General features: G+C 66.0%; 18 protein-coding genes. 10 read left to right on the forward strand and 8 right to left on the reverse strand.

What is annotated here, in order from left to right; translation table 11 throughout:
- Window positions 1-25: 25 nt before the first annotated feature.
- Window positions 26-793 carry a ComF family protein gene (locus BT115_RS17845; RefSeq protein WP_072323975.1) on the reverse strand — a complete coding sequence of 256 codons (768 nt, stop codon included), beginning with the start codon at window positions 791-793 and terminating at the stop codon, window positions 26-28.
- 15 nt (window positions 794-808) lie between these two features.
- Window positions 809-1,012, reverse strand: a complete 204-nt coding sequence (locus tag BT115_RS17850; RefSeq protein WP_072324055.1) for a hypothetical protein — start codon at window positions 1,010-1,012, stop codon at window positions 809-811.
- A gap of 141 nt (window positions 1,013-1,153) precedes the next feature.
- Between BT115_RS17850 and bioB the strand changes: the two genes are divergently transcribed.
- The 5 genes from bioB to bioC are packed head-to-tail and all read left to right on the forward strand — an operon-like array spanning window position 1,154 to window position 5,789.
- The gene (gene bioB, locus BT115_RS17855) at window positions 1,154-2,158 is read left to right on the forward strand and encodes a biotin synthase BioB (protein WP_072323976.1); all 1,005 of its coding nucleotides are present in this window, start codon (window positions 1,154-1,156) and stop codon (window positions 2,156-2,158) included.
- A complete protein-coding gene (locus BT115_RS17860; protein ID WP_072323977.1) occupies window positions 2,155-3,369 on the forward strand; it encodes an 8-amino-7-oxononanoate synthase in 1,215 nt (404 codons plus the stop codon). Before bioB ends, BT115_RS17860 begins: the two co-directional genes overlap by 4 nt.
- A gap of 28 nt (window positions 3,370-3,397) precedes the next feature.
- The gene (locus BT115_RS17865; RefSeq protein WP_072323978.1) at window positions 3,398-4,135 is read left to right on the forward strand and encodes a sulfurtransferase; all 738 of its coding nucleotides are present in this window, start codon (window positions 3,398-3,400) and stop codon (window positions 4,133-4,135) included.
- A gap of 41 nt (window positions 4,136-4,176) precedes the next feature.
- The gene (bioH, locus tag BT115_RS17870) at window positions 4,177-4,905 is read left to right on the forward strand and encodes a pimeloyl-ACP methyl ester esterase BioH (protein ID WP_072324057.1); all 729 of its coding nucleotides are present in this window, start codon (window positions 4,177-4,179) and stop codon (window positions 4,903-4,905) included.
- Entirely contained in the window at window positions 4,902-5,789 is an 888-nt protein-coding gene (gene bioC / locus BT115_RS17875) for a malonyl-ACP O-methyltransferase BioC (RefSeq protein ID WP_072323979.1), read from the forward strand. Before bioH ends, bioC begins: the two co-directional genes overlap by 4 nt.
- A 3-nt stretch (window positions 5,790-5,792) precedes the next feature.
- On the opposite strand, the gene BT115_RS17880 is transcribed toward bioC, so the two are convergent.
- From BT115_RS17880 to BT115_RS17895, 4 genes are all read right to left on the reverse strand, one after another.
- Window positions 5,793-6,656: a DUF72 domain-containing protein gene (locus BT115_RS17880; RefSeq protein ID WP_072323980.1), complete on the reverse strand. Its 864-nt coding sequence runs from the start codon at window positions 6,654-6,656 to the stop codon at window positions 5,793-5,795.
- Between the two features lie 46 nt (window positions 6,657-6,702).
- Window positions 6,703-7,251: a DNA-3-methyladenine glycosylase I gene (locus tag BT115_RS17885; protein WP_072323981.1), complete on the reverse strand. Its 549-nt coding sequence runs from the start codon at window positions 7,249-7,251 to the stop codon at window positions 6,703-6,705.
- Window positions 7,252-7,460: 209 nt separating this feature from the next.
- A complete protein-coding gene (locus BT115_RS17890) occupies window positions 7,461-8,405 on the reverse strand; it encodes a pyridoxal-phosphate dependent enzyme (protein ID WP_072323982.1) in 945 nt (314 codons plus the stop codon).
- Entirely contained in the window at window positions 8,402-9,406 is a 1,005-nt protein-coding gene (locus BT115_RS17895) for an aldose 1-epimerase (RefSeq protein WP_072323984.1), read from the reverse strand. The genes BT115_RS17890 and BT115_RS17895 overlap by 4 nt, the downstream gene beginning before the upstream one ends.
- Before the next feature lie 68 nt (window positions 9,407-9,474).
- Between BT115_RS17895 and pepN the strand changes: the two genes are divergently transcribed.
- The 5 genes from pepN to BT115_RS17920 all read left to right on the forward strand — a co-directional run bounded on the left by pepN (window position 9,475) and on the right by BT115_RS17920 (window position 19,772).
- Entirely contained in the window at window positions 9,475-12,126 is a 2,652-nt protein-coding gene (pepN, locus tag BT115_RS17900; RefSeq protein WP_072323986.1) for an aminopeptidase N, read from the forward strand.
- Window positions 12,127-12,616: 490 nt separating this feature from the next.
- Complete coding sequence (gene mnmG / locus BT115_RS17905) at window positions 12,617-14,491, forward strand: tRNA uridine-5-carboxymethylaminomethyl(34) synthesis enzyme MnmG (protein WP_072323988.1); 1,875 nt, start codon at window positions 12,617-12,619, stop codon at window positions 14,489-14,491.
- 84 nt (window positions 14,492-14,575) lie between these two features.
- Complete coding sequence (locus tag BT115_RS17910) at window positions 14,576-15,322, forward strand: RDD family protein (protein ID WP_072323989.1); 747 nt, start codon at window positions 14,576-14,578, stop codon at window positions 15,320-15,322.
- A gap of 98 nt (window positions 15,323-15,420) precedes the next feature.
- Complete coding sequence (locus BT115_RS17915; RefSeq protein WP_072323991.1) at window positions 15,421-17,754, forward strand: Tex family protein; 2,334 nt, start codon at window positions 15,421-15,423, stop codon at window positions 17,752-17,754.
- 221 nt (window positions 17,755-17,975) lie between these two features.
- A complete protein-coding gene (locus BT115_RS17920) occupies window positions 17,976-19,772 on the forward strand; it encodes an autotransporter outer membrane beta-barrel domain-containing protein (RefSeq protein ID WP_072323992.1) in 1,797 nt (598 codons plus the stop codon).
- Window positions 19,773-19,864: 92 nt separating this feature from the next.
- Here the strand turns inward: BT115_RS17920 and BT115_RS17925 are convergent, their stop codons facing one another.
- Together BT115_RS17925 and BT115_RS17930 are read right to left on the reverse strand one after the other, a co-directional pair.
- Entirely contained in the window at window positions 19,865-20,248 is a 384-nt protein-coding gene (locus tag BT115_RS17925; RefSeq protein WP_072323993.1) for a DUF6289 family protein, read from the reverse strand.
- Window positions 20,249-20,481: 233 nt separating this feature from the next.
- Window positions 20,482-21,342 (reverse strand): DUF1481 domain-containing protein, encoded by an 861-nt coding sequence (locus BT115_RS17930; RefSeq protein WP_072323994.1) that lies wholly within the window; start codon window positions 21,340-21,342, stop codon window positions 20,482-20,484.
- Window positions 21,343-21,433 lie beyond the last annotated feature (91 nt).

Genomic DNA, 21,433 nt, shown 5'->3' on the forward strand with positions numbered 1-21,433 from the left:
CGATGCGTCGACGAGGCCGGTCGCATCATCGACGCGCGGGCACATCTCCAGGGATACGTTCCGCTGGAGGCGGCGGCCGATCGAACGGTAACGGCGTGCGCGCCAGCGCCCATACGTCCACACGTTCGACCCCTGCCGCGTGCAGCGCGCGCGTGCATTCGGCAAGCGTGGCGCCGGTGGTCATCACGTCGTCGACCAGCGCGACATGGCGTTGCACCGGCGCGTGTTGCACAACGAAGGCGCCACGCACGTTGCGTGCACGTGCGCCGGCATCGAGCAGGGTCTGCGCTTCGGTGCCGCGCGTGCGACGCAGTGCGTCGTGCGCCAGCGGCAGGCCATAACGTCGCGCCAACGGACGTGCCAGTTCCAGCGCCTGGTTGTACCCGCGGCTGCGCAGCCTGCTCGGATGCAACGGCACCGGCACGATCAACTCGGGCATCAACGGCGGCGGGCCGGCATCCAGCCAGCACGTGGAAAGCACGCGTCCGGCAGCGAGGTGACCTGCGAACTTGAAGCGGGCCTCCAGCATGTCGAGCGGCCACGCATACGAGAAAGGTACCCACACATCGGCCCACGGACGCGGTGCGCGCTGACATTGGCCGCAGATCGGCGTCGGTACCGGCAGGGGAAGTGCGCAGCGTCCACAACACGACAGGTTGCGCGAGAGCTCGGCACGGCATCCGTCGCACAATGCGATGTCGTCACCGCCCGCACCGGCGCACACCAGGCAACGCGCCGGCAGGAAGAAGCGTGTGGCGGCACCGAACCATCGCTTCCAGAAAGACGCTTCCATGCGTCGATGGACCCGTCAATCGCGCCGATACATCGCCGCGTCGACGATGGACCACAGGTGGATGATCCAGCCCAACCAGATCACCCAAAGCACGGCGGCGAGCACGAACATGAGCAGCGCCTTGAAGACACGGCCCTGCACGAGCTGGCCCAGTCCCGGAATGAAGAAACTGCAGATTGCCGCAAGCACGTTGCCGCTGCTGCCCTGACCTTCGCTCATGCGCATGCCCTCCTAGTGGGAACCCGGGACCATCGTACGGCAGTGCCACCCAGGCCACCGTCAACCTTTACCATGCCGTTAAGGTTGACATCATCCCGACGGGTTTCCACACTCCGCGTCTTCGCCCGCCGGGATACCCCCATGACCGCAGCCATCCGCCACGACTGGTCCCGCGAGGAGGTCGAGCACCTTTTCGCCTTGCCGTTCAACGACCTGCTCTTCCAGGCCCAGACCGTGCACCGGCAGTACCACGACCCGAACGCGGTCCAGGTCTCGACCTTGCTCTCGATCAAGACCGGCGGCTGCCCCGAGGATTGCGCCTACTGCCCGCAGGCAGCTCGCTACGCCACGGGCGTGAAAGCCGAGAAGCTGATGAGTGTCGAGGCGGTGCTCGCCCGAGCCCAGGCGGCAAAAGAGGCCGGCGCGAGCCGTTTCTGCATGGGCGCCGCGTGGCGCTCTCCGAAGGACCGGGACGTCGCGAAAGTGGCCGAGATCGTCAGCGCCGTGAAAGGCCTGGGCCTGCAGACCTGCGCCACGCTGGGCATGCTGACTCAACCGCAGGCCGACACGCTGAAAGCGGCTGGTCTCGATTTCTACAACCACAATCTCGATACCTCTCCGGACTACTACGGCGAGATCATCCACACGCGTGAGTTCCAGGATCGTCTCGACACGCTGGATCACGTCCGCGCTGCGGGACTCAAGACCTGCTGCGGCGGCATCGTGGGAATGGGTGAGTCGCGCGCGCAGCGCGCCGGCCTGCTGATGACGCTGGCGAACCTGCCGGAGCATCCGGAATCGGTGCCGATCAACCGCCTCGTTCAGGTCGCGGGCACGCCGCTGGACGGCACCGAAGCGCTGGACCCGTTCGAGTTCGTGCGCAGCATCGCCGTCGCGCGCATCCTCATGCCGGCGTCCGTCGTGCGGCTGTCGGCCGGTCGCGAAACCATGGACGACGCGCTGCAGGCACTGTGCTTCGCCGCGGGCGCCAACTCGATCTTCTACGGGGAAAAGCTGCTCACCACCGGCAACCCGGACGTCGAACACGATCGCCGCCTGTTTGCCCGTCTCGGCCTGAAGCCGCTGGAAGTCGTCCTCGAACCCGGCACCGTGCACGCAGACATCGTGGAGCACGCAGCGGCGTGACGCGACCGGACCTGCTCGCGCGACTGGACGCCGCGCGCGTCGAACGCGAGCAGGCGGGTCTGCTGCGCCGTGCGCGCGTCTGCGACGTGCTGCCCGACGGGCGCCGCAGAGTCGGCGACCGCGTGCTCGTCGATTTCTGCGGCAACGATTACCTGGGTCTCGCGGCGCATCCCGATGTCGTGTCCGCGCTCACGCGTGCGGCCTCGACGGAGGGCGTCGGTAGCGGCGCCGCGCATCTCGTGTCCGGCCACCGCGGCGCTCACGCGGCGCTGGAAGAAGAGCTGGCCGACTGGACCGGACGCGAGCGGGCCCTGCTTTTTTCCACCGGCGTGATGGCGAATCTCGGCGCACTGCAGGCCCTGCTTGGCGCGGGCGCATCGCCAGCGCGCCACAAGGCGCTCTGCGTACAGGATCGCCTCAATCACGCGAGCCTCATCGACGGGGCGATGCTGGCCGGCGCGGAGCTGCGTCGTTACCCGCATGCCGATGCCGCGGGCGCCGCCCGGCAACTCGACGCGCGCCCGGATCTCCCCGCGCTCGTGGCCACCGATGGCGTCTTCAGCATGGACGGCGACGTGGCCCCACTGCGCGATCTCGCCACGGTATGCCGCCATCGCGGCGCCATGCTTTACGTCGATGACGCCCATGGTCTGGGCGTGAGGGGGCCGGGTGGTGCCGGGTCGGTCGCGGCAGCGGGCCTCGGCACGCGGGACGTACCGATTCTGATGGGCACGCTTGGCAAGGCGGTGGGATGCGCGGGTGCCTTTCTCGCGGGGGATGCGCGATGGATCGAGGGCATCGTCCAGTTCGCCCGCACCCATGTGTACACCACGGCCATGCCCGCTGCGCTGGCCGCCGCGACGCAGGCCGCCGTGCGGCTCGTGCGCACCGACCCCGAAGGCCGGCGGGAACGCCTGGCGGCCAACATCGCAAGATTTCGGGTCGGCGCCGCACAGCTCGGGTTGACTCTGTCCACGTCGGCCACCGCCATCCAGCCGCTCCCGATGAGCAGCCCGGTAGCCGCCGTATCGGCAGCGACGGCCCTGGAGGCCGCTGGTTTCCTCGTCGTGGCGATCCGTCCGCCCACCGTGCCGCCGCAGGGCTCGCGCCTGCGCATCACGTTGTCCGCGGCCCATACCGCGGCGCAGATCGACGCCCTGCTCGACGCGCTGGCGAGGATGCCCCGCCCGGTGGAGGGCGCGGTCGTATAATGACCGGTCGCGAACCCCGGCTACGCCCATGACGATCCTCAATATTTCCGCCTACAAGTTCGTCGGTCTCGACGATCTCGCCGAGCTGCGGGCCCGGATTCTCGAGCGCTGCGAGGCGCTGGCGCTGAAGGGAACGATTCTGCTCGCGCCCGAGGGCATCAACCTGTTTCTGGCCGCACCACGCGAAGCCATCACCGAGTTTCTCGACTGGTTGCGCCAAGATCCGCGTTTCGCAGACCTCACACCGAAGGAAAGCGTGTCCGATGCGCCACCCTTCGGGCGCATGCGCGTACGACTGAAGAAAGAGATCATCACCATGCGCGCGCCGACCATTCGCCCCGCCGAGGGACGCGCGCCACACGTGCTGCCGACGGACCTGCGGCGCTGGCTCGACCAGGGCCACGACGACGATGGTCGTCCGGTCGTCCTGCTGGATACGCGCAACGACTACGAGGTCAGCGCCGGCACGTTCGAGAACACGGTGGAGTACGGCCTCGCCAGCTTCACAGAGTTCCCCGCAGCGGTGGCCGCGGACCGCGAACGCTTCGAAGGCAAGACGGTAGTGTCGTTCTGCACCGGCGGCATCCGCTGCGAAAAGGCTGCCATCCACATGCGCGAGCTGGGCATCGAGCACGTGTTTCAGCTCGAAGGCGGCATCCTCAAGTATTTCGAGGAAGTGGGCGGTGCGCACTGGCGCGGCGATTGTTTCGTCTTCGATGCGCGCGGTGCCGTCGATCCGTCGCTCGCGCCGAGTTCGCCTCCGTGAGCGATCTCCACGTCGAAGTTCATGGTACCGGGCCGGTGCCGATGGTGATGGTGCACGGCTGGGCCATGCATGGCGGCATCCTTGCGCCGCTGGTTGAACGGCTCACGGCGCACTACACGATGCACGTCGTCGACCTGCCGGGACACGGCTATTCGCGCGACTCGCGCGTGCCGCTGGAGCCGGGTGCCTGCGCCCGCGCCATCGCCGCGGTAACGCCGCCGGCGGTATGGCTCGGTTGGTCGATGGGTGGTCTGGTCGCACTCACTGCCGCACTGGACCTGCCCGAAGCCGTCCGCGCCGTGGTGCCGATGTGCGCCACACCACGCTTCGTTCGCGCGGACGATTGGCCGCACGGCAACGATCCCGAGCTGGTGCGTCAACTGGCTGTCGATCTGGACGTGGACTATCACGCCACCATCGAACGCTTCATCGCGCTGGAAGCGATGGGCAGCGCCGACCCGCGCGGCGAAGCGCGCCGCTTGAAGGACGAGGCGTTCTCACGCGGCGAACCCGACCCACGCGTGCTCATGGAGGGCATCCGCCTGCTGGAAAGCGAAGATCTTCGCCCCCGTCTCGCTGCCATCGATATGCCCAGCCTGTGGATCGCAGGGCGCCGCGACCGCATCGTCCATCCCGAGGCCATGCGCTGGTCCGCCGACGCCGCAGGTGGCCGCTTCGAGGAAATCGCCCACGCCGGGCATGCCCCCTTCATCGGACACGCCGCCGCCGTGGCGGATGTCCTGACCGAATTTACCGACGCCTACCCATGAGCGATTTCCATTTCGACCGCCGTCAGGTCCGCCGCAACTTCGCGCGCGCCGCCGACACCTACGAGAAACACGACGCATTGCAACGCGAAGTGCAAGCCACGTTGATCGATCGGCTCGACATCTACGAGCAGGTGCCCGACGTGGTCCTCGACGTCGGCGCCGGGACGGGTCGAGGCAGTGCGGCATTGAAGAAGCGCTATCCCAAGGCCCAGGTCGTCGCCATCGACCTCGCGCTGCCGATGTTGAAGCAGGCAAAGCAGCACGCGTCCTGGCTGAAACCGTTCGGTCGCGTGCTTGGCGATGCGTACACCCTTCCGGTGCCGGATCGCAGCGTGGACGTGCTGTTCTCCAACCTCTGCTTCCAATGGTGCGAGGATTTGCCGCGCCTGTTCGCCGAATGCGCTCGCGTGCTCAAGCCCGGCGGATTGCTCACGTTCTCGACCTTCGGCCCGGACACGTTGAAGGAGTTGCGTGCTTCGTGGGCGGAGGCCGACCAGTACGCGCACGTGGCGCGTTTTCTCGACATGCATGACGTGGGCGACGCGATGCTTGCCCAGGGCCTGCGCGATCCGGTCCTGTTCGCCGAACGCTATACACTGACCTACCCGACGCCCCGCGCGTTGCTCGACGAACTCAAGGGTCTGGGCGCCAACAACGCGGACGCGCAGCGTCCTCGCGGCTTGACCGGCAAGCGCCATTATCAGCGCATGGTGGAGGCCTACGAGGCCCTTCGCACCGATGGCGTGATTCCCTCCACATGGGAAGTCGTGACGGCCCACGCATGGGGCCCACCGGCAGGACAGTCGCGTCGCGAAGGTAGCGGCGAAATCGCCAGCTTCCCGATCGAGAACCTGCGCGGATCGCGACGCAAGACGCCGTTCTAACAGCTAGACCATCGACGTGAGCGTGAGCGCATCGCCTGGCGCCTTCACCTTGGCATCGTTGTCGAAATAGACATACACGTCTCGCGATGCACGCGTGGGCGGAAGCGATCGAGTGATGCGCGGATCCCCCTGCGCCTGCCCGCCCTTGCGCCATGCGCGAATACGGCGCGCCCATTCGCCCAACGCCTCGCGGCCGTAGCCACTCGTGTACAGATGCTTGTCGCCGTGCAGACGTACGTAGACGAACGGCGCGGTCACGTCGAAATAGCGCGGAAACTTGCCTGCCGTATCGGCGACGACAAACGCAACACCGTATCGGCGCAGCAGCGTGACGAAGGCGGGATCGACGAAACTCTCGTGGCGGATTTCTACAGCGTGGCGCAACCGATGGCTACGCCTGAACTCGAGAAAGGGCTCGCGCTTCAGGTGCGAGTCGTAGCCACGCGCCATATCCGCCGCGGCCCGCGTGGTCTTCGGCAGCAAGGCCAGGAAGTGCTCGAAGACCGCAGGCTCGAATCGAAGTGTGGGCGGGAACTGCCAAAGGATGGGCCCGAGTTTCTCGCGCAGCGCCAGCACACCCGAGGCGAAGAAATTCGCCATCGGCTTCTCGATGTTGCGAAGTCTCAAGGTATGGGTAATGAACCGCGGCCCCTTGACCGCGAAGACGAACCCGCGTGGCGTGTCGTCATACCAGGACCGATAGCTCTCCGGCCGCTGCAACGAGTAGAAAGAACCGTTCAGCTCGATCGTAGGGAACTGGCGCGATGCGAAGGACAACTCGTTTCGCTGCACGAGATCCCTGGGGTAGAACACGCCGCGCCACGGAGCGTAGCGCCAGCCCGAAATGCCGATTCGTGTGGTAGCCATGCCGTCATGGCAACTCGCCACGGGTGCAGCCACGGTGAACGCCGCGTCATCGATAGCGGAAGCAATCTACCGCGTGATCGTTGACCAGACCCGCCGACTGCAGCAGCGACTGACAGATCGCCGTGCCGGCAAAGCGGAAGCCACGCTGTTGCAGCGCCTCGCTCAACTGATCGGACAGATCGCTGCGCATGGGCAGCGGCTCGTCGCCACGCCGCGCGTTGACCTGCGGCGTGCCACCGACGAATGCCCACAGATACGCGGACAGCGAGCCTCTCTCATCGATGACGCGCAACGCGGCACGGGCGTTGTTTCGTATGGCGTTGATCTTGAGGCGATTGCGGATGACACCGCGATCGGACAGTACCGCTGCCAGTTCGTCGTCACTCATGGCGGCGACACGTGCGATGTCGAAACCATGGAAGGCGCGGGCGAACGATTCGCGCTTGACGAGTACTGTGCGCCAGGCAAGCCCGGCCTGCACGGCACGTAGGGAAAACCGCTCAAAGATCAGATGATCCTCGTAGACGGGAACCCCCCACTCGGTGTCGTGGTAAACGCGCTCTATATCGCTGTGTTCGGCCCATGCGCAACGCATTGCCACCTCACGAATTGCCCGGAAAGAGCGGCGAGAATATCGCCGCGCCTTTCGCGAGGATGTCCGCTGTCGGCCTAGTCGAACGTACGTATGAACGGGCCCCGCGGCACGCATGACGCCGTCATCGCATTGGGCGCCACCGTCATCATGTGGGTCTGCGTAGCCCACAAACGGCAAGAACGGTGATCGACGCCGCGCCGAAGGACGCGTCACCAGGGCAGAGCGTCGATGTCCACGTTGCCGCCGGTCAGCACCGCGCCTGTTCGACGGCCGGCGAGATACTGCGGATAACGCAGCGCGGCCGCCAGCACCGTGGCGCTGGAGACCTCGACGACGAGGCGCAATTCGGTCCACAGCAGCCGCATGGCTGCGATCGTCTCTGCGTCGCTCACGCGCAACACGCGAACGCCATGATCGCGCAGCGCGTGAAAGTTGGGCTCGCCGATCAAGGTGCGCAGCCCGTCGCAGATCGTGTGCGGGGTGAACGACCCTACCCGCGCGCCGGCTTCCAGCGATCGCGCCGCGTCATCGGCGCCTTCGGGCTCCGCCGCCAACACGACGATCGACGGATCGATACCGTGCGCGGCAATGGCGCAGCCGGATGCGAGGCCGCCGCCGCCGACAGGCACCAACACCGTATCGAGTCCCAATGCCTGACGGAGCATTTCCGGCACCACGGTGCCCTGGCCTGCCATGACGCGCGCGTCGGCGTAGGGATGAACGAGTGTGGCACCCGTCTGCGCCTGTACTTCCGCTGCCTTGGCCTCGCGCGCGGCTGTCGTCGCCTCGCAGCGATGCAGGGTGGCACCGGCGGCGACGATTGCATCGAGCTTGGCTTTTACCGCACCCTCAGGAACCACGACGTGCGCGGGAATGCCTCGCGTGCGTGCGGCCATCGCCAATGCATTGCCGTGATTGCCCGACGAATGGGTCACGACGCCGCGCACCGCCTCGTCTTCCGTGAGAGACCAGACGGCGTTGGTTGCACCTCGATACTTGAACGCACCGCCTCGCTGCAGGTTTTCGCACTTGAAGACGATGGGCGCACCCACCAATGCATCGATGCGATCGCTGCGCATGACGGGCGTTACGAGTGCATGCGGCGCGATCCGCGCCGCCGCATCGCGCACCTCAGCGAAGCTGGGCAGATTCATCGAGCGAACTCGACACCGCACACGAAACGACGCTCCTCGCCCGGGCCCAGCGTGACGAGTGGTGTGCAGTCGTCGCGATTGAACGCGTCGGGCATGCATTCCATCGGCTCCAACGCCACCGAGCGACGGGCATCGCGTTCGGCCGTGTCGGCAGTGAAGACGAGCATCACACCGCGCTCCTGCCACACGGCGATCGCCGCGCCGCTCTTGGGATCGCGCAGGTGCGTGCGTGCACGGCCATCGGCATCGAGTTGCAGATCGGCGTAGGTGTGATTGAGCTGCGTGTCTCCGATCGGCCGCGTATTGCGGAAATCGAGTGCGCGGTCCGCCTTGTCCAACGCTTGCCATGCACGTGTGCCGGGCAGTGGAATGAAGTCCTTGTCGGTCGCGATGATCTTATCGCCAGGCACCTGAAGCTCCCAGCCTTCGATCGGATGGTCCGAGAGGCGGAAGTACGGGTGCCAGCCGAAGAACGTGGGCGCATTGCGCTCGCCGACGTTGCGCGTGATCGCTTCCAGGCTCAGGCCGTTGTCGTCGAGGGTGAAGGTGATCGACACGTCGAGCGCAAAGGGATAGCCAGAGTTGACCTCGGGTCGGATCGCCGAGGTGACGAGCGTGACGGAGGCCTTTTCGTCGTCGGCGTGTTGCTGCTTCACGTCGAAGGTCACGCCACGCAGGAAGCCGTGGCGACTTGCACGATCCGCGCCGACGACACCTGGCTGCAAATCGTAAGAAGTTGCTTCAAATGTGTAGCGCGAATCGTTAACGCGATTGGCGAACGGCGTCATGATCGCGAATCGCGAACCCTTGTGCCCGACCAGTTCCTTCTCGTCACGGAAGCCATCCGCGATGTCGCGGCGGCCCTGAGGCGGGCAGGTAATTATCGAAAGAACCGTGGCGCCGCGGCGCGCAATGCGGATTTCACGATCGGCATCGGCGTCCACCAGCACCACCAGTTCCTCGCCACCCAGGGCGGCGCGCGTCACGGCGAAACGGGACATGGGAGTTCCTTTTGACGAATCCGGCCGCATGTTAGCCTGCCCACCGTATTCGACAAATGACGTCAGCCATGAGCGACCGTTCCGACGCCCCCACCACCGTCATCCGGCTCGATGATTATCGCCCACCGGCCTGGGCCGTCGAGCACGTGGCGCTGGTCTTCGACCTGGGCATCGACCGCACAGAGGTCGATGCCACGCTGCAGATGGTGCGAGCGGCTGGCGACGAACCGATACGGCTGAACGGCGAGGGCCTGGAACTGCTCGAACTCTCGGTCGACGACCGGCGCCTGGTCGAAGGCGAGTACATCTTCGCCAACGGTCTGCTGGAGATCGCCGTCGATGCCGAGCGCTGCACCCTTCGCACGAAAGTGGCGCTTCGCCCCGCGGAGAACACGGCGCTCGAAGGGCTGTACCTTTCCGGCAGCCGCGAGAACGGCTTCCTGCTGACCCAGTGCGAGGCCGAAGGCTTCCGCCACATCACGTTCTTTCCGGATCGACCGGACGTGCTATCCCGTTACACCGTCACGTTGCGCGCGGACCGCCAGCGCTTCCCCGTCCTTCTCGCGGGCGGCAATCCCGACGGCAGCGGCGAACTGTCCGATGGGCGTCATTGGGCGCGGTTCGTCGATCCGCATCCGAAGGCCAGCTATCTCTTTGCTGTCGTGGCCGGCCGGTTGGAGCGGATCAGCCGCGACTACACCACGGCCGACGGTCGCGCCGTCGCGCTGCATGTATGGGCGGAAGCCGACGTCATCGATCGCTGCGACTATGCGATGGATTCGCTGGTGCGGTCGATGCAGTGGGACGAGCGCACCTACGGTCGCAATTACGACCTCGACGTTTTCCATGTCGTCGCCACGCATGACTTCAACATGGGCGCGATGGAGAACAAAGGTCTCAACATCTTCAACGCGAAGTACCTGCTCGCCGACCCGGATTCCAGCACCGACGACGAATACCGTCACGTGGAGGCCGTGGTCGCCCACGAATACTTCCACAACTGGAGCGGCAATCGCGTCACCTGCCGCGACTGGTTCCAACTCAGTTTGAAGGAAGGCCTCACCGTCTTCCGCGAACAGAGTTTCTCGGCCGACATGAATTCGGCACCGCTCAAGCGGATCGAGGACGTCGCACTGCTTCGGCGTGCCCAGTTTCCGGAGGACGCGGGTCCGCTCTCGCATCCCGTGCGCCCGTCGCAGTACAGCGAGATCAACAACTTCTATACGGCCACGGTCTACGAAAAGGGCTCGGAACTGGTGCGCATGCTGGCCGGCAGGCTCGGGACCGAAGGCTTCCGCCGCGGCATGGACCTGTACTTCGATCGTCACGATGGACAGGCCGCCACCATCGAAGACTTCATCGAGGCGCTCGGCGATGCCAATGCCATCGACCTGTCGCCTTATCTGGCTTGGTACGGACAGGCGGGCACTCCTCGACTCACGGCCGAAGGCCGTTTCGACGCCGCGCAACGGCAGTACCGTCTGACGCTGCGCCAGCGCACGCCGGCCACGGCGGGCCAACCGAGCAAACAGGCCTTGCCGATCCCGGTGCGGCTCTCGCTGTTCGACCGGTCCGGCCGGGCGCTCCCATTGCGCCTTGAAGGCGAGGCCCGCGCGGAAGGCGCCGAACGCACTGTCGTGCTCGACACAGCCGACCAACACTACGTCTTCGAAGATATCGACGCCGCACCCGTGCCGTCGCTGCTGCGCGGGTTCTCGGCCCCCGTCATTCTCGAATGCGATTACCAGCCAGAGGATCTGGCGATTCTGCTTCGCCACGATCCGGACGGCTTCAATCGGTGGGAGGCTGGCCAGCAGCTGGCCGGCCTCGCCTACGACGACTGCCGCGATGCCCGGGCCGACGGCCCGGCGCTGCTCGCCTGGACCGGAGCGCTCGCGGAACTGTTTGCCGACGCGTCGCTGGACGATGCGCTGCTCGCCGAACTGCTGACCCCGCCCGGGGAAATCGAGCTGGTCGAACGACAGGCCGAGCGCGACCCGGACCGTATCCGCACCGCGCGCCAGGCGATGCTTCAGGCGTTGGCCCAGCGCATTGGGGTGGATTCCTTGCGCGCCCGCTACGACGCGCTGCGGGCGTCCACCAGCGCCGCAATGGATGCCGCCAGCCAGGCGCGTCGTCAGTTGAAGCGCCGCGTGCTCGATCTGCTTGCCTTGATCGATGCGCCGCTTGCGACCACGTTCGCGCTCGCCCAGTACGAACAGGCGCCGGGCATGACGGACCGACTGGCCGCCTTGGCCACGCTCGCTACCGTGGCACCGGCGCAGGCCATCGCACCGATCGCGCATTTCCGTCGCCGCTACGAGGGGAACGCGCTGGCGCTCGACAAGTGGTTCGCGATGCAGGCGCAGCTTCCCGGCGCCGACGCGCTGGCCCGGGTGCAGGCGCTGGAAGGCGACCCCAGCTTCATGCTCAAGAATCCGAACCGCGTGCAGTCGCTCCTGGGCACGTTCGCCCGCTCGAATCCCACAGGATTCCATCGCGCCGACGGCGCGGCCTATCGCTGGCTCGCGGACCGGCTTGTGGCCGTGGACGGCCTGAATCCGCAGGTGGCGGCGCGAGTGGCGACGGCGTTCAACGGCTGGAAGCGGCTTGAGCCAACGCGGCGTGCGGCCGCCCATGCCGTGGTCGCGGAGCTTGCCGCCCGCAAGGATTTGTCGCGCGACCTGGCCGACATCCTCGGACGCGTCGCCCTTGGCTGATCGTGCGCTGCGTCACGCAGGGTCTCACGGAAGGTAAGAAACTGACGTACTGCGTCACCAAATGCCGAAACAGAGCACTTTCTTGACGCAAAAGTCACACACGGTTCAGTGGAAAAGTGTAGTGTGACCTTCAACAAAGAAAAGCCGCGGCCATAGCCGCGGCTCTTTGTGCCAGTCACTCGGTTTCTGGCGCCCGGCAACACGGTCATCCTGGATTCCCCCTGTTCCTGAGACCGCCGGGCGCCAGATCTCATTCTTCGAACCGGATGAGGCATCCCTGCCCACCCCGCTTCCTTCCTTCGGCACTCGGCCAAACCCCTGCGTTCGGCCTCGGCGCGCGGATGATCGCGCTGCGTCTGCCCGGAGGAAGTGCGAGTAGTGAAAAGCACAAGACGTGCCAGCACCCCGTCAGGAGACGGGAAGACGCGGTCCGCCGCGACGGCGCATAGCGCGTAAAATATCGATCCTGATTCCGCTACCCTCGCCTCCCATGCTGCATGACGAAACCTACGATGTGATCGTGGTCGGTGGCGGCCACGCCGGTACCGAAGCGGCGCTCGCTTCCGCGCGGGCCGGCGCGCGCACGCTGCTGCTCAGCCACAACATCGAAACCATCGGCCAGATGAGCTGCAACCCAGCCATCGGCGGCATCGGCAAGGGACATCTGGTCAAGGAAATCGACGCGCTGGGCGGCGCGATGGGACTGGCCGCGGATCGCGCCGGCATCCAGTGGCGCACGCTCAATGCTTCCAAGGGGCCGGCCGTACGCGCCACGCGCTGCCAGGCAGACCGTGCGCTCTACAAAGCGGCCATTCGGCACCTGGTCGAAACCCAGCCCAATCTCGTGCTGTTCCAGCAGGCCGTGGACGATCTCCTTCTCGACGGCGGCCGTGTTGCGGGCGTACGTACGCAGATGGGCCTGGACTTCCACGCACGCTGCGTCGTGCTGACGGCGGGCACCTTCCTGGCGGGCAAGATCCACATCGGACAGGCCCAATACGCGGGCGGCCGGGCAGGCGATCCGCCGGCCACGACGCTTGCCGCGAGGCTGCGCGAGTTGCCCGTCGCCGCCGATCGACTCAAGACCGGCACGCCGCCACGCATCGACAGCCGCAGCATCGACTTCTCGGCGCTCGACGAGCAGCCGGGCGACGATCCGATGCCGCACTTCTCGTTCATGGGCTCGCCTGCCGATCACCCTCGGCAGGTCAGCTGCTGGATCACCCACACCACCGGGGCGACGCATGAGCTCATCCGCGCGTCGCTCGACCGCTCGCCGCTGTACAGCGGGCAGATCGAAGGCGTGGGCCCGCGCTACTGCCCGTCGATCGAGGACAAGGTGGTGCGCTTCGCCGAGAAGACCTCGCACCAGATCTTCGTGGAACCGGAAGGCCTCGATACGTTCGAGATCTATCCGAACGGTATCTCCACCTCGTTGCCGTTCGACGTGCAGTACGCGCTGGTCCGTTCCATTCCGGGCTTCGAGCGCGCCCACATTACGCGGCCCGGCTATGCGATCGAGTACGACTATTTCGATCCACGCGGCCTGCATCCGTGGCTGGAAACCAAGGGCATCCCCGGCCTGTATTTCGCGGGGCAGATCAACGGCACCACGGGCTATGAAGAAGCCGGGGCGCAGGGCCTGATCGCGGGGCTGAACGCGGCACTGGCCGTGCGCGGCGACGCGCCGTGGTACCCGCGTCGCGACGAGGCCTACATCGGCGTGCTGATCGACGACCTGACCACCAACGGCACGATCGAGCCCTACCGCATGTTCACCTCGCGCGCGGAGTACCGCCTGCACCTGCGCGAGGACAACGCCGACCTGCGGCTCACACCCCAGGGCCACGCGCTGGGCGTGGTGTCCGATGCGCGCTTCCGTCGACTCGAGGGCAAGCGCGACGCTGCCGAACGCGAGAGCGCCCGGCTGCGCGCCCTTTGGGCGGCACCGAACAATGCGCTGGGGGCCGCCATCGAGCGCTCGCTGGGCCTCGCCGTCAGCCGCGAGACGCACGCGCTAGATCTGCTCCGCCGGCCGGAAATGGATTACGCCACGCTCACCACCGTCCCGGAACTCGGCCCTGCCGTTGAGGATGCCGAAGTCGCCATGCAGGTCGAGGTGCAGGCCAAGTACGCCGGTTATCTCGAGCGCCAGCGCGAAGACATCGAGCGCCAGCGGCGTCACGAATCCACGTCCATTCCCGAAGGCTTCGACTACGACCGCGTGCGCGGCCTCTCGGCCGAAGTCCTGCTCAAGCTGAAGCGCGCGCTGCCCGCCACCATCGGGCAGGCCTCGCGCATCAGCGGCGTCACGCCCGCGGCCATCTCGCTCCTGCTCGTCCATCTGAAGCGCCGCGCCGCCTGACGACACCCTGCCATCCAGCAGTCGGCGCGCCGACGACCCATCTGGCATCATTCCGACATCGAGCAAGCGAGCGGAAGGAACACCATGCAAGTCTGGATCGGACGCAACGGCGAGCGCTTCGGCCCCTATGGGGAAGACGAAGTCCGGCAGTGGCTGCGCGACGGCACCTGTCGTCCGGAGGAACTCGGCTGGTACGAGGGGATGACCGACTGGCGGCCTCTCGGTGAGATGTTCCCCGACGAGCGCCCCGCACCAGGCGCCGTACCCCCACCGCCACCGCCCTTCATGGGCGTTCACGACACCGCTGAGCCGGAGTACGCCGGCTTCTGGTTGCGCTTCGGCGCCTGGGTGATCGATTACCTCATCCTCATGGTGCCCTTCACCGCCATCAGTCTGAGCATGGGGCTGGGCGCGGCGATGACCCGGCTGTTCGCCGAGATGGAAAAAGACCAGACGGCAGCCATCACGGCGTATGCCGCCACCGCGCAGCCCATCACCTATGTGCTGCTGGTCATCGGCTTCGTCTACTACGCCTTCTTTGAAAGCTCGAAGTGGCAGGCCACGCCGGGCAAGATGGCCGTGGGCATCCGCGTGACCGACACCGAGGGTCGTCGCATCAGCGTGGGCCGCGCCGCAGGGCGTAATGCGGTCCGTCTGCTCAACGCGTTCACGTTGCTGGTGCCGATGGTCTTCTACGTCGTCGCCGCCTTCACCCAGCGCAAGCAGGGTGTGCATGACCTCCTCGCCAGCACCTACGTGCTTGTCGGCCGCGCCGACAAGGTCGCGGCGCCCGCGCCACGCGGCCGTACGGGCGGCAGCTTCGACGCCTGACGCACCGCCCCGGCCGATCCGGCCGGGGCGTTCCCTGTGCTTGCTATCATCGGCGGCCCGGCCCGACGTTCGGCCGGCGAGCAACGCACAGGAACGACATGCAGAGCATCGAACAACGTATTGCCCAGGACATTGCCGCCAAGCCCGAACAGGTGCGCGCGGCGGTCGAGCTGCTCGACGGCGGCGCCACCGTGCCGTTCATCGCGCGCTACCGCAAGGAAGTGACCGGTGGCCTCGACGACATCCAATTGCGCCTGCTCGAAGAGCGCCTGCGCTACCTGCGCGAGCTGGAAGACCGCCGCACGGCCATCCTGGATAGCATCGCCGAGCAAGGCAAGATGACCGACGCGCTGCGCGCGGACATCCTCACCGCCGATACCAAGGCGCGCCTGGAAGACCTCTATCTCCCCTACAAGCCGAAGCGCCGCACCAAGGCGCAGATCGCACGTGAAGCAGGCCTCGAACCGCTCGCCTTGGGCCTGCGCGACGATCCGACGCTGGATCCGGAAACCTTTGCCGCAAGCTTCGTCGATGCGGAGAAGGGCATCGCCGACACCCGCGCCGCACTCGACGGCGCGCGCGCCATCCTCATGGAAACCATCGCCGAAGACGCCGCACTCGTGGGCGAGCTGCGCGACTGGCTTTGGGAGAAAGGCCAGATCCGCGCCACTGTCGTTCCCGGCAAGGAGAACGAAGGCGCGAAGTTCCGCGATTACTTCGACCACATGGAGGCCGTGTCCAAGATCCCGTCGCATCGCCTGCTCGCGCTCATGCGCGCGCGCAACGAAGGCGTGATCGAGATCGACCTGAACCCGGGCGTGGACGCCGACCAGGGCCACGCCGAAGGCGAAGGCCGGGTGGCGGCGCGGGCGGGCATCGTCGATCGCGGTCGCCCGGCCGACGCCTGGCTGCGCGAGACCGTGCGCCTCACCTGGCGCGTGAAGCTGCATCTGCACCTGACGCTCGATCTGTTCGGCCGCGTGCGCGAAGGCGCGGAAGACGAAGCCATCCGCGTGTTCGGCGAAAACCTCAAGGATCTTCTCCTCGCCGCCCCCGCCGGTGCGAAGACCGTCATGGGCCTCGACCCCGGCATCCGCACCGGCTGCAAGCTCGCCATCGTGGATGCCACGGGCAAGCTGCTGGCGCACGACACCATCTATCCGCACGAGCCCCGCAATCAGTGGGATCAGTCGCTCGCGCGCATCGCTCAGCTGTCGAAGCAGCACGGCGTGAATCTCATCGCGATCGGCAACGGCACCGCGTCCCGCGAGACCGACAAGCTGGCAGGCGAGGTGATGCGCAAGCATCCGGAGCTCGGTTTGTCCAAGGTCGTGGTCAGCGAAGCCGGCGCCTCGGTCTATTCCGCGTCGGAACTCGCGTCCAAGGAATTCCCTGAGCTCGACGTCTCGATTCGCGGCGCTGTGTCGATCGCGCGCCGCCTGCAGGATCCGCTCGCGGAGCTGGTGAAGATCGAACCGAAGGCCATCGGTGTCGGCCAGTACCAGCACGACGTGAATCAGGTGAAGCTCGCGCGTGCGCTCGATGCCCGCGTGGAGGACTGCGTGAACGCGGTCGGCGTGGACGTCAACACGGCCTCTGCACCGCTGCTCGCGCGCGTTGCGGGGCTGTCGTCGAGCGTCGCCGAGAACGTGGTGAAGCATCGCGATGCGAACGGGCCCTTCCCGAGCCGCAAGGATCTGCTCAAGGTGCCGCGCCTCGGCGACAAAGCGTTCGAGCAGTGCGCCGGCTTCCTGCGCATCACCGGCGGCAGCAACCCGCTCGATGCAAGTTCAGTGCATCCCGAGGCTTACCCGGTCGTGGAGCGCATCCTCAAGCAGTGCGGCCGCGAGGTGAAGCAGGTCATCGGTGACACCTCGTTCCTGCGCAGCCTGAAGCCCGAGGATTTCACCGACGACACCTTCGGCGTGCCGACCATCCGCGACATTCTCAAGGAACTGGAAAAGCCTGGCCGCGACCCACGTCCCGAGTTCGTGGCGCCGAGCTTCGCCGAGGGCGTGGAGGATCTGAAGGATCTCAAGGTGGGCATGGTGCTGGAAGGTCGCGTCACGAACGTGGCCGCGTTCGGCGCCTTCGTCGATATCGGCGTGCACCAGGACGGTCTCGTCCACGTCTCCGCGCTGTCGCATACGTTCGTCAAGGATCCCCGCGACGCCGTGAAAGCCGGCGACATCGTGAAGGTCAAAGTCATGGAGGTCGACCTGCCGCGCAAGCGCATCGCCCTCAGCATGCGGCTGGACGACGTGCCGGGTGAGGCACGGAGCGGACGCCCCGCCGCGCGCGACGACGCGCCGTCGGGCGGCAACCGCCGCGGTGGCCCGGCTGGCGGACGCGGTACGCCGCCTCCCAAGCCTGCGGCCGCCCCTGCCAACAGCGCCTTTGCCGACGCGTTCTCCCGCGCCTTGAAGAAATAACTCAGACGCCTGCCGCAGCTACTGCTGCGGCGGGTGAGCACGACATCGCCTTGCGACCCAACGGTCCAGGGCCTTAGGCGCAAGTTTTTACGGCCCTTGGGCCTTTCAGCACGACCGCTCAGGGGCTACTTCCCTTTTCCATTTCGCGGCGCAGCATGCGCTTGCGTATGGCTTCCATTAACGTAACGTTTCTCTAACGCCCCACACACGGAGTGATCCACATGCGTATTCGTCATCTTGCCGGTGCCATCGGCGCCGCCCTTCTCTTCAGTGCCGGGGCGCACGCCGACGGATATCAGCAGGTCGTCTCCTTTGGCGACAGCCTCAGCGACAACGGCAACGTTGCCCTGTTGACCGGCTCGCCGGTCGTCTCCCGCTTCACCACCAACCCCGGCACCGTCGCGGTCGAGAACATCGCCAAGTACTTCAACCTGACGCTGACGCCGTCGCTCCAGGGCGGCACCGACTACGCGTTCGGCGGCGCACGCGCGGCCATTGCGAACCCGGTCCCGGCCACGTCGACGCAGATTCAGCAGTACCTGACCGCGAACGGCGGCAAGGCCAACCCGAATGCGCTGTACACGATGTGGATCGGCGCCAACGATCTGCTCGCCGCCACCAGCAACCCGGCAACCGCGCAGGTTGTCGTCGCGACCGCCGCGCAGAACGAAGTGGCGCAAATCAAGGCGCTGCAAGCCGCAGGCGCTAAGACCATCGTCGTCTTCAACCTGCCGGACGTCGGCAAGACGCCCGCCGCGCTCTCGCAGGGTGCTGCCGCATCGGCCGGCATCACCCAGCTGACCCAGATCTACAACGGCATCCTCTCGGGCGGCCTGGCGCAGGCCAACCGCGGCATCGTGCCGATCGACACCTACGCACTGCTCAACGAAGTGATCGCAAGCCCGAGCACCTACGGATTCACCAACGTCACGACGCCGGCATGCACCACGGCCAGCTCGATCACCTGCTCGCCGGCCACGCTGCGCGATCCGAATGCCGCCAATACGTACCTGTTCGCTGACGGCATCCACCCGACCAATGCCGCACATGCGCTGCTCGGTCAGTACGCGATCTCGATCATCCGCGCGCCGCAGCAGATCTCGCTGCTGGGTGAAGCGGGCCTCGCATCCAACGCCGCGCACGTTCGTACGCTGCGCAACCAGATGATGGCCGACAACTTCGGTGCCGACTCGCGCTTCTTCGCGGCGGTCGATTACGGCCAGCAGAAGTTCAAGACCACCGACACCTCGCCCAAGACCGACAGCGACAACGTCAACCTGACGGTCGGTGCCGACGCCAAGGTCAGCGACCACGTGTCGGTCGGCGTTGCTGCTGGCGTTGCGCAGTCCAAGGCGGACTTCCAGGGCGGTGGCGGCTACAAGATGCAGGACATCGCCGGCTCGGGCTACGCCTTCTATCACAACGGCGGCGGCTACTTCGGCGGCTACGCCAGCTTCGGCCAACTGAGCTTCACCGACATCGACCGTCGCATCGACCTCGGTGCCGCCCGCCGCACCGAAACCGGCAAGACCGACGGTTCGCACGTGGGTGCCGGCCTGAGCGGCGGCTGGTGGTTCGGCAGCGACTCCCTGAAGACCGGCCCGTTCGCGTCGGTGGAATGGGAGCAGCTGCGCGTGTTCGGCTACACCGAGCGCAACGACACCAGCACCGCAATGCGTTTCGACCGTCAGACGCGTAACGCCCGCATCGAAACCGCCGGCTGGCGCTTGCAGGGCACCTGGCAGTCGGGCAACACGCTGCTGCGTCCGTTCGCAGAAGTCGCGTACAACCACGACGGTCGCGCCGATGCTCGCTACGTCACCGCAGGCCTGACCAACATGTCCGGCGAGTTCAGCGTGCAGGGCTTCTCGCCCGACAAGACCTGGGTCACGGCGGATCTCGGCCTCAGCGCCGACTTCAACCAGACCTGGAGCGGCTGGGTCAGCTACAGCGGCCGCTTCGGCGACGACACCCAGCGCTTCAATGGCCTGAATCTCGGGCTGAAGATGGCGTTCTGATAACGCTTCATGCCTGGAAGCGGCACGGGCTTTGACCCGTGTTTCCATCAAAAGAAAACGCCGGCATCAAGCCGGCGTTTTCTTTTACCCCTTTACGGATTGGTAAAAGTCCAGCCCTTGTCTTGCAGCAGTCGCGGCTCGGCAATGCCTGCGGGCTCACACTCTGCGGGGCCGCACGCGGCGCTTATCGTGAGGAAGCCAGGCAAGGTGTAGTTGGTGATGATCGTACCGGGGACGATGTAATGCGGCGAGGGGTTGCTACCGCAAGGTGTTGCTTCATAGATCGTGTAAGCGGTGTGCGTGTTGCCGCCGTGATAAGTCACGGCTTCACATGTCCGGAGAAACTGTCCGACGATGGCGCCGTTCTCGTCGAAGTATTTGATCGACGTCGAAGTGAGCGAAAGTGCGTACGCATTTCCAACGATGCCGAATAGCGAAATAGCGGCCAGCGCGAGCTTTCCAAGCGAACCCTTCATTGCGTGCCTCTCTGTAGTCGTAGAACGGTCCAAGTACCCCCTACGCAACCGTATTCCTGAGAGTCGACAAGTTCTGTAAGGCACTACCGCTGATCTCTGTAGGGGTAATCCTACAGACGTACTGACTCGTACTTTCTTGCGCGACATCGGAGCAAGTTTTCACACAGCTCATTCGCTGCCAAAAGAAAACGCCGGCGCGAGGCCGGCGTTTCTGCGATCGCATGTGAGCGAGATTATTTCTTGCCGCCCGCCTTGCTGTACATCGCTTCGGCCTGCTTGCGCAGGTTGTTGGCTTCGTCGTCCGAGAGCACGTCGACCTTGCCGCCCGACTCGTTCTGCTTCAGCACAAGTTCGCCGGCGTCATTCCAGCCCGCGCGCTCGGTGGACGTCGGCTTGGCGTCCTTGCTGGCCTTTTTCTCCTGCACGATGACCCACGGCTTACCGTCGCGGTACGCGTAGTTGGTCGAGGTGAAACCCTTGTCGCCGTAGTCGACCAGTTCGATGACGAACTGGACGTCGTTGCCCTTCTTGAAGATCTGCCAGCCGCGCGACTCGCCTTCCTTCAGCGCGGTGCCCTGGGTGACCTTCATGCCGCCGATGTTCTTCTTGACGCTGTTGTAGCCAGCCAGCTCTTTCTCGCCCGGCGTGGCTTCACCGACGAGCTGGATGTTGGCGACGTTCTTGGCGCCCTTGGTCAGCACAGGAGTCTTGAGCGGCGACGAGTAGTGACGCTCGCCGTCCTGCAGCGACACCTCGATGATGTACATGTCGTTCGGATTGACGTCCGACGCATTGAAGTCGAGCTGGAACGACTGCGGCATGGTGACCGGCGCAATGGTCTTGCTGGCCAGCGGCTGCGAACCCTCGGCCGAGACGTCGACCAGCTTCAGGTCGAGCTTGGCATCCGGACTGAGCTGCGCACCGGCGTCACGGAGAGTGACCGTACCGGTGACGGCATTGGCCGGTGCCGCGTTGTCGCTGCTACCCGGGCTGCTGCCGGCGGCGGCGGGCTGGGCGTTGTTGTCGGAGCCGCCGCTGCAACCGGCGAGGGCCAATGCGGCCACGGATGCGAGCGACAAGAAAATCCTGCGCATGGTCGAACCTCGTTACAGAACGGAATGTTGGTGGGTCACGGAAGATACGCGCGCGCATGGCGCACAAGGCTTCCGGGGGGAACGTCGGAGC

It is taken from the genome of Luteibacter sp. UNCMF366Tsu5.1, assembly GCF_900119235.1.
In the GTDB taxonomy this organism is placed as follows: Bacteria; Pseudomonadota; Gammaproteobacteria; order Xanthomonadales; family Rhodanobacteraceae; genus Luteibacter; species Luteibacter flocculans.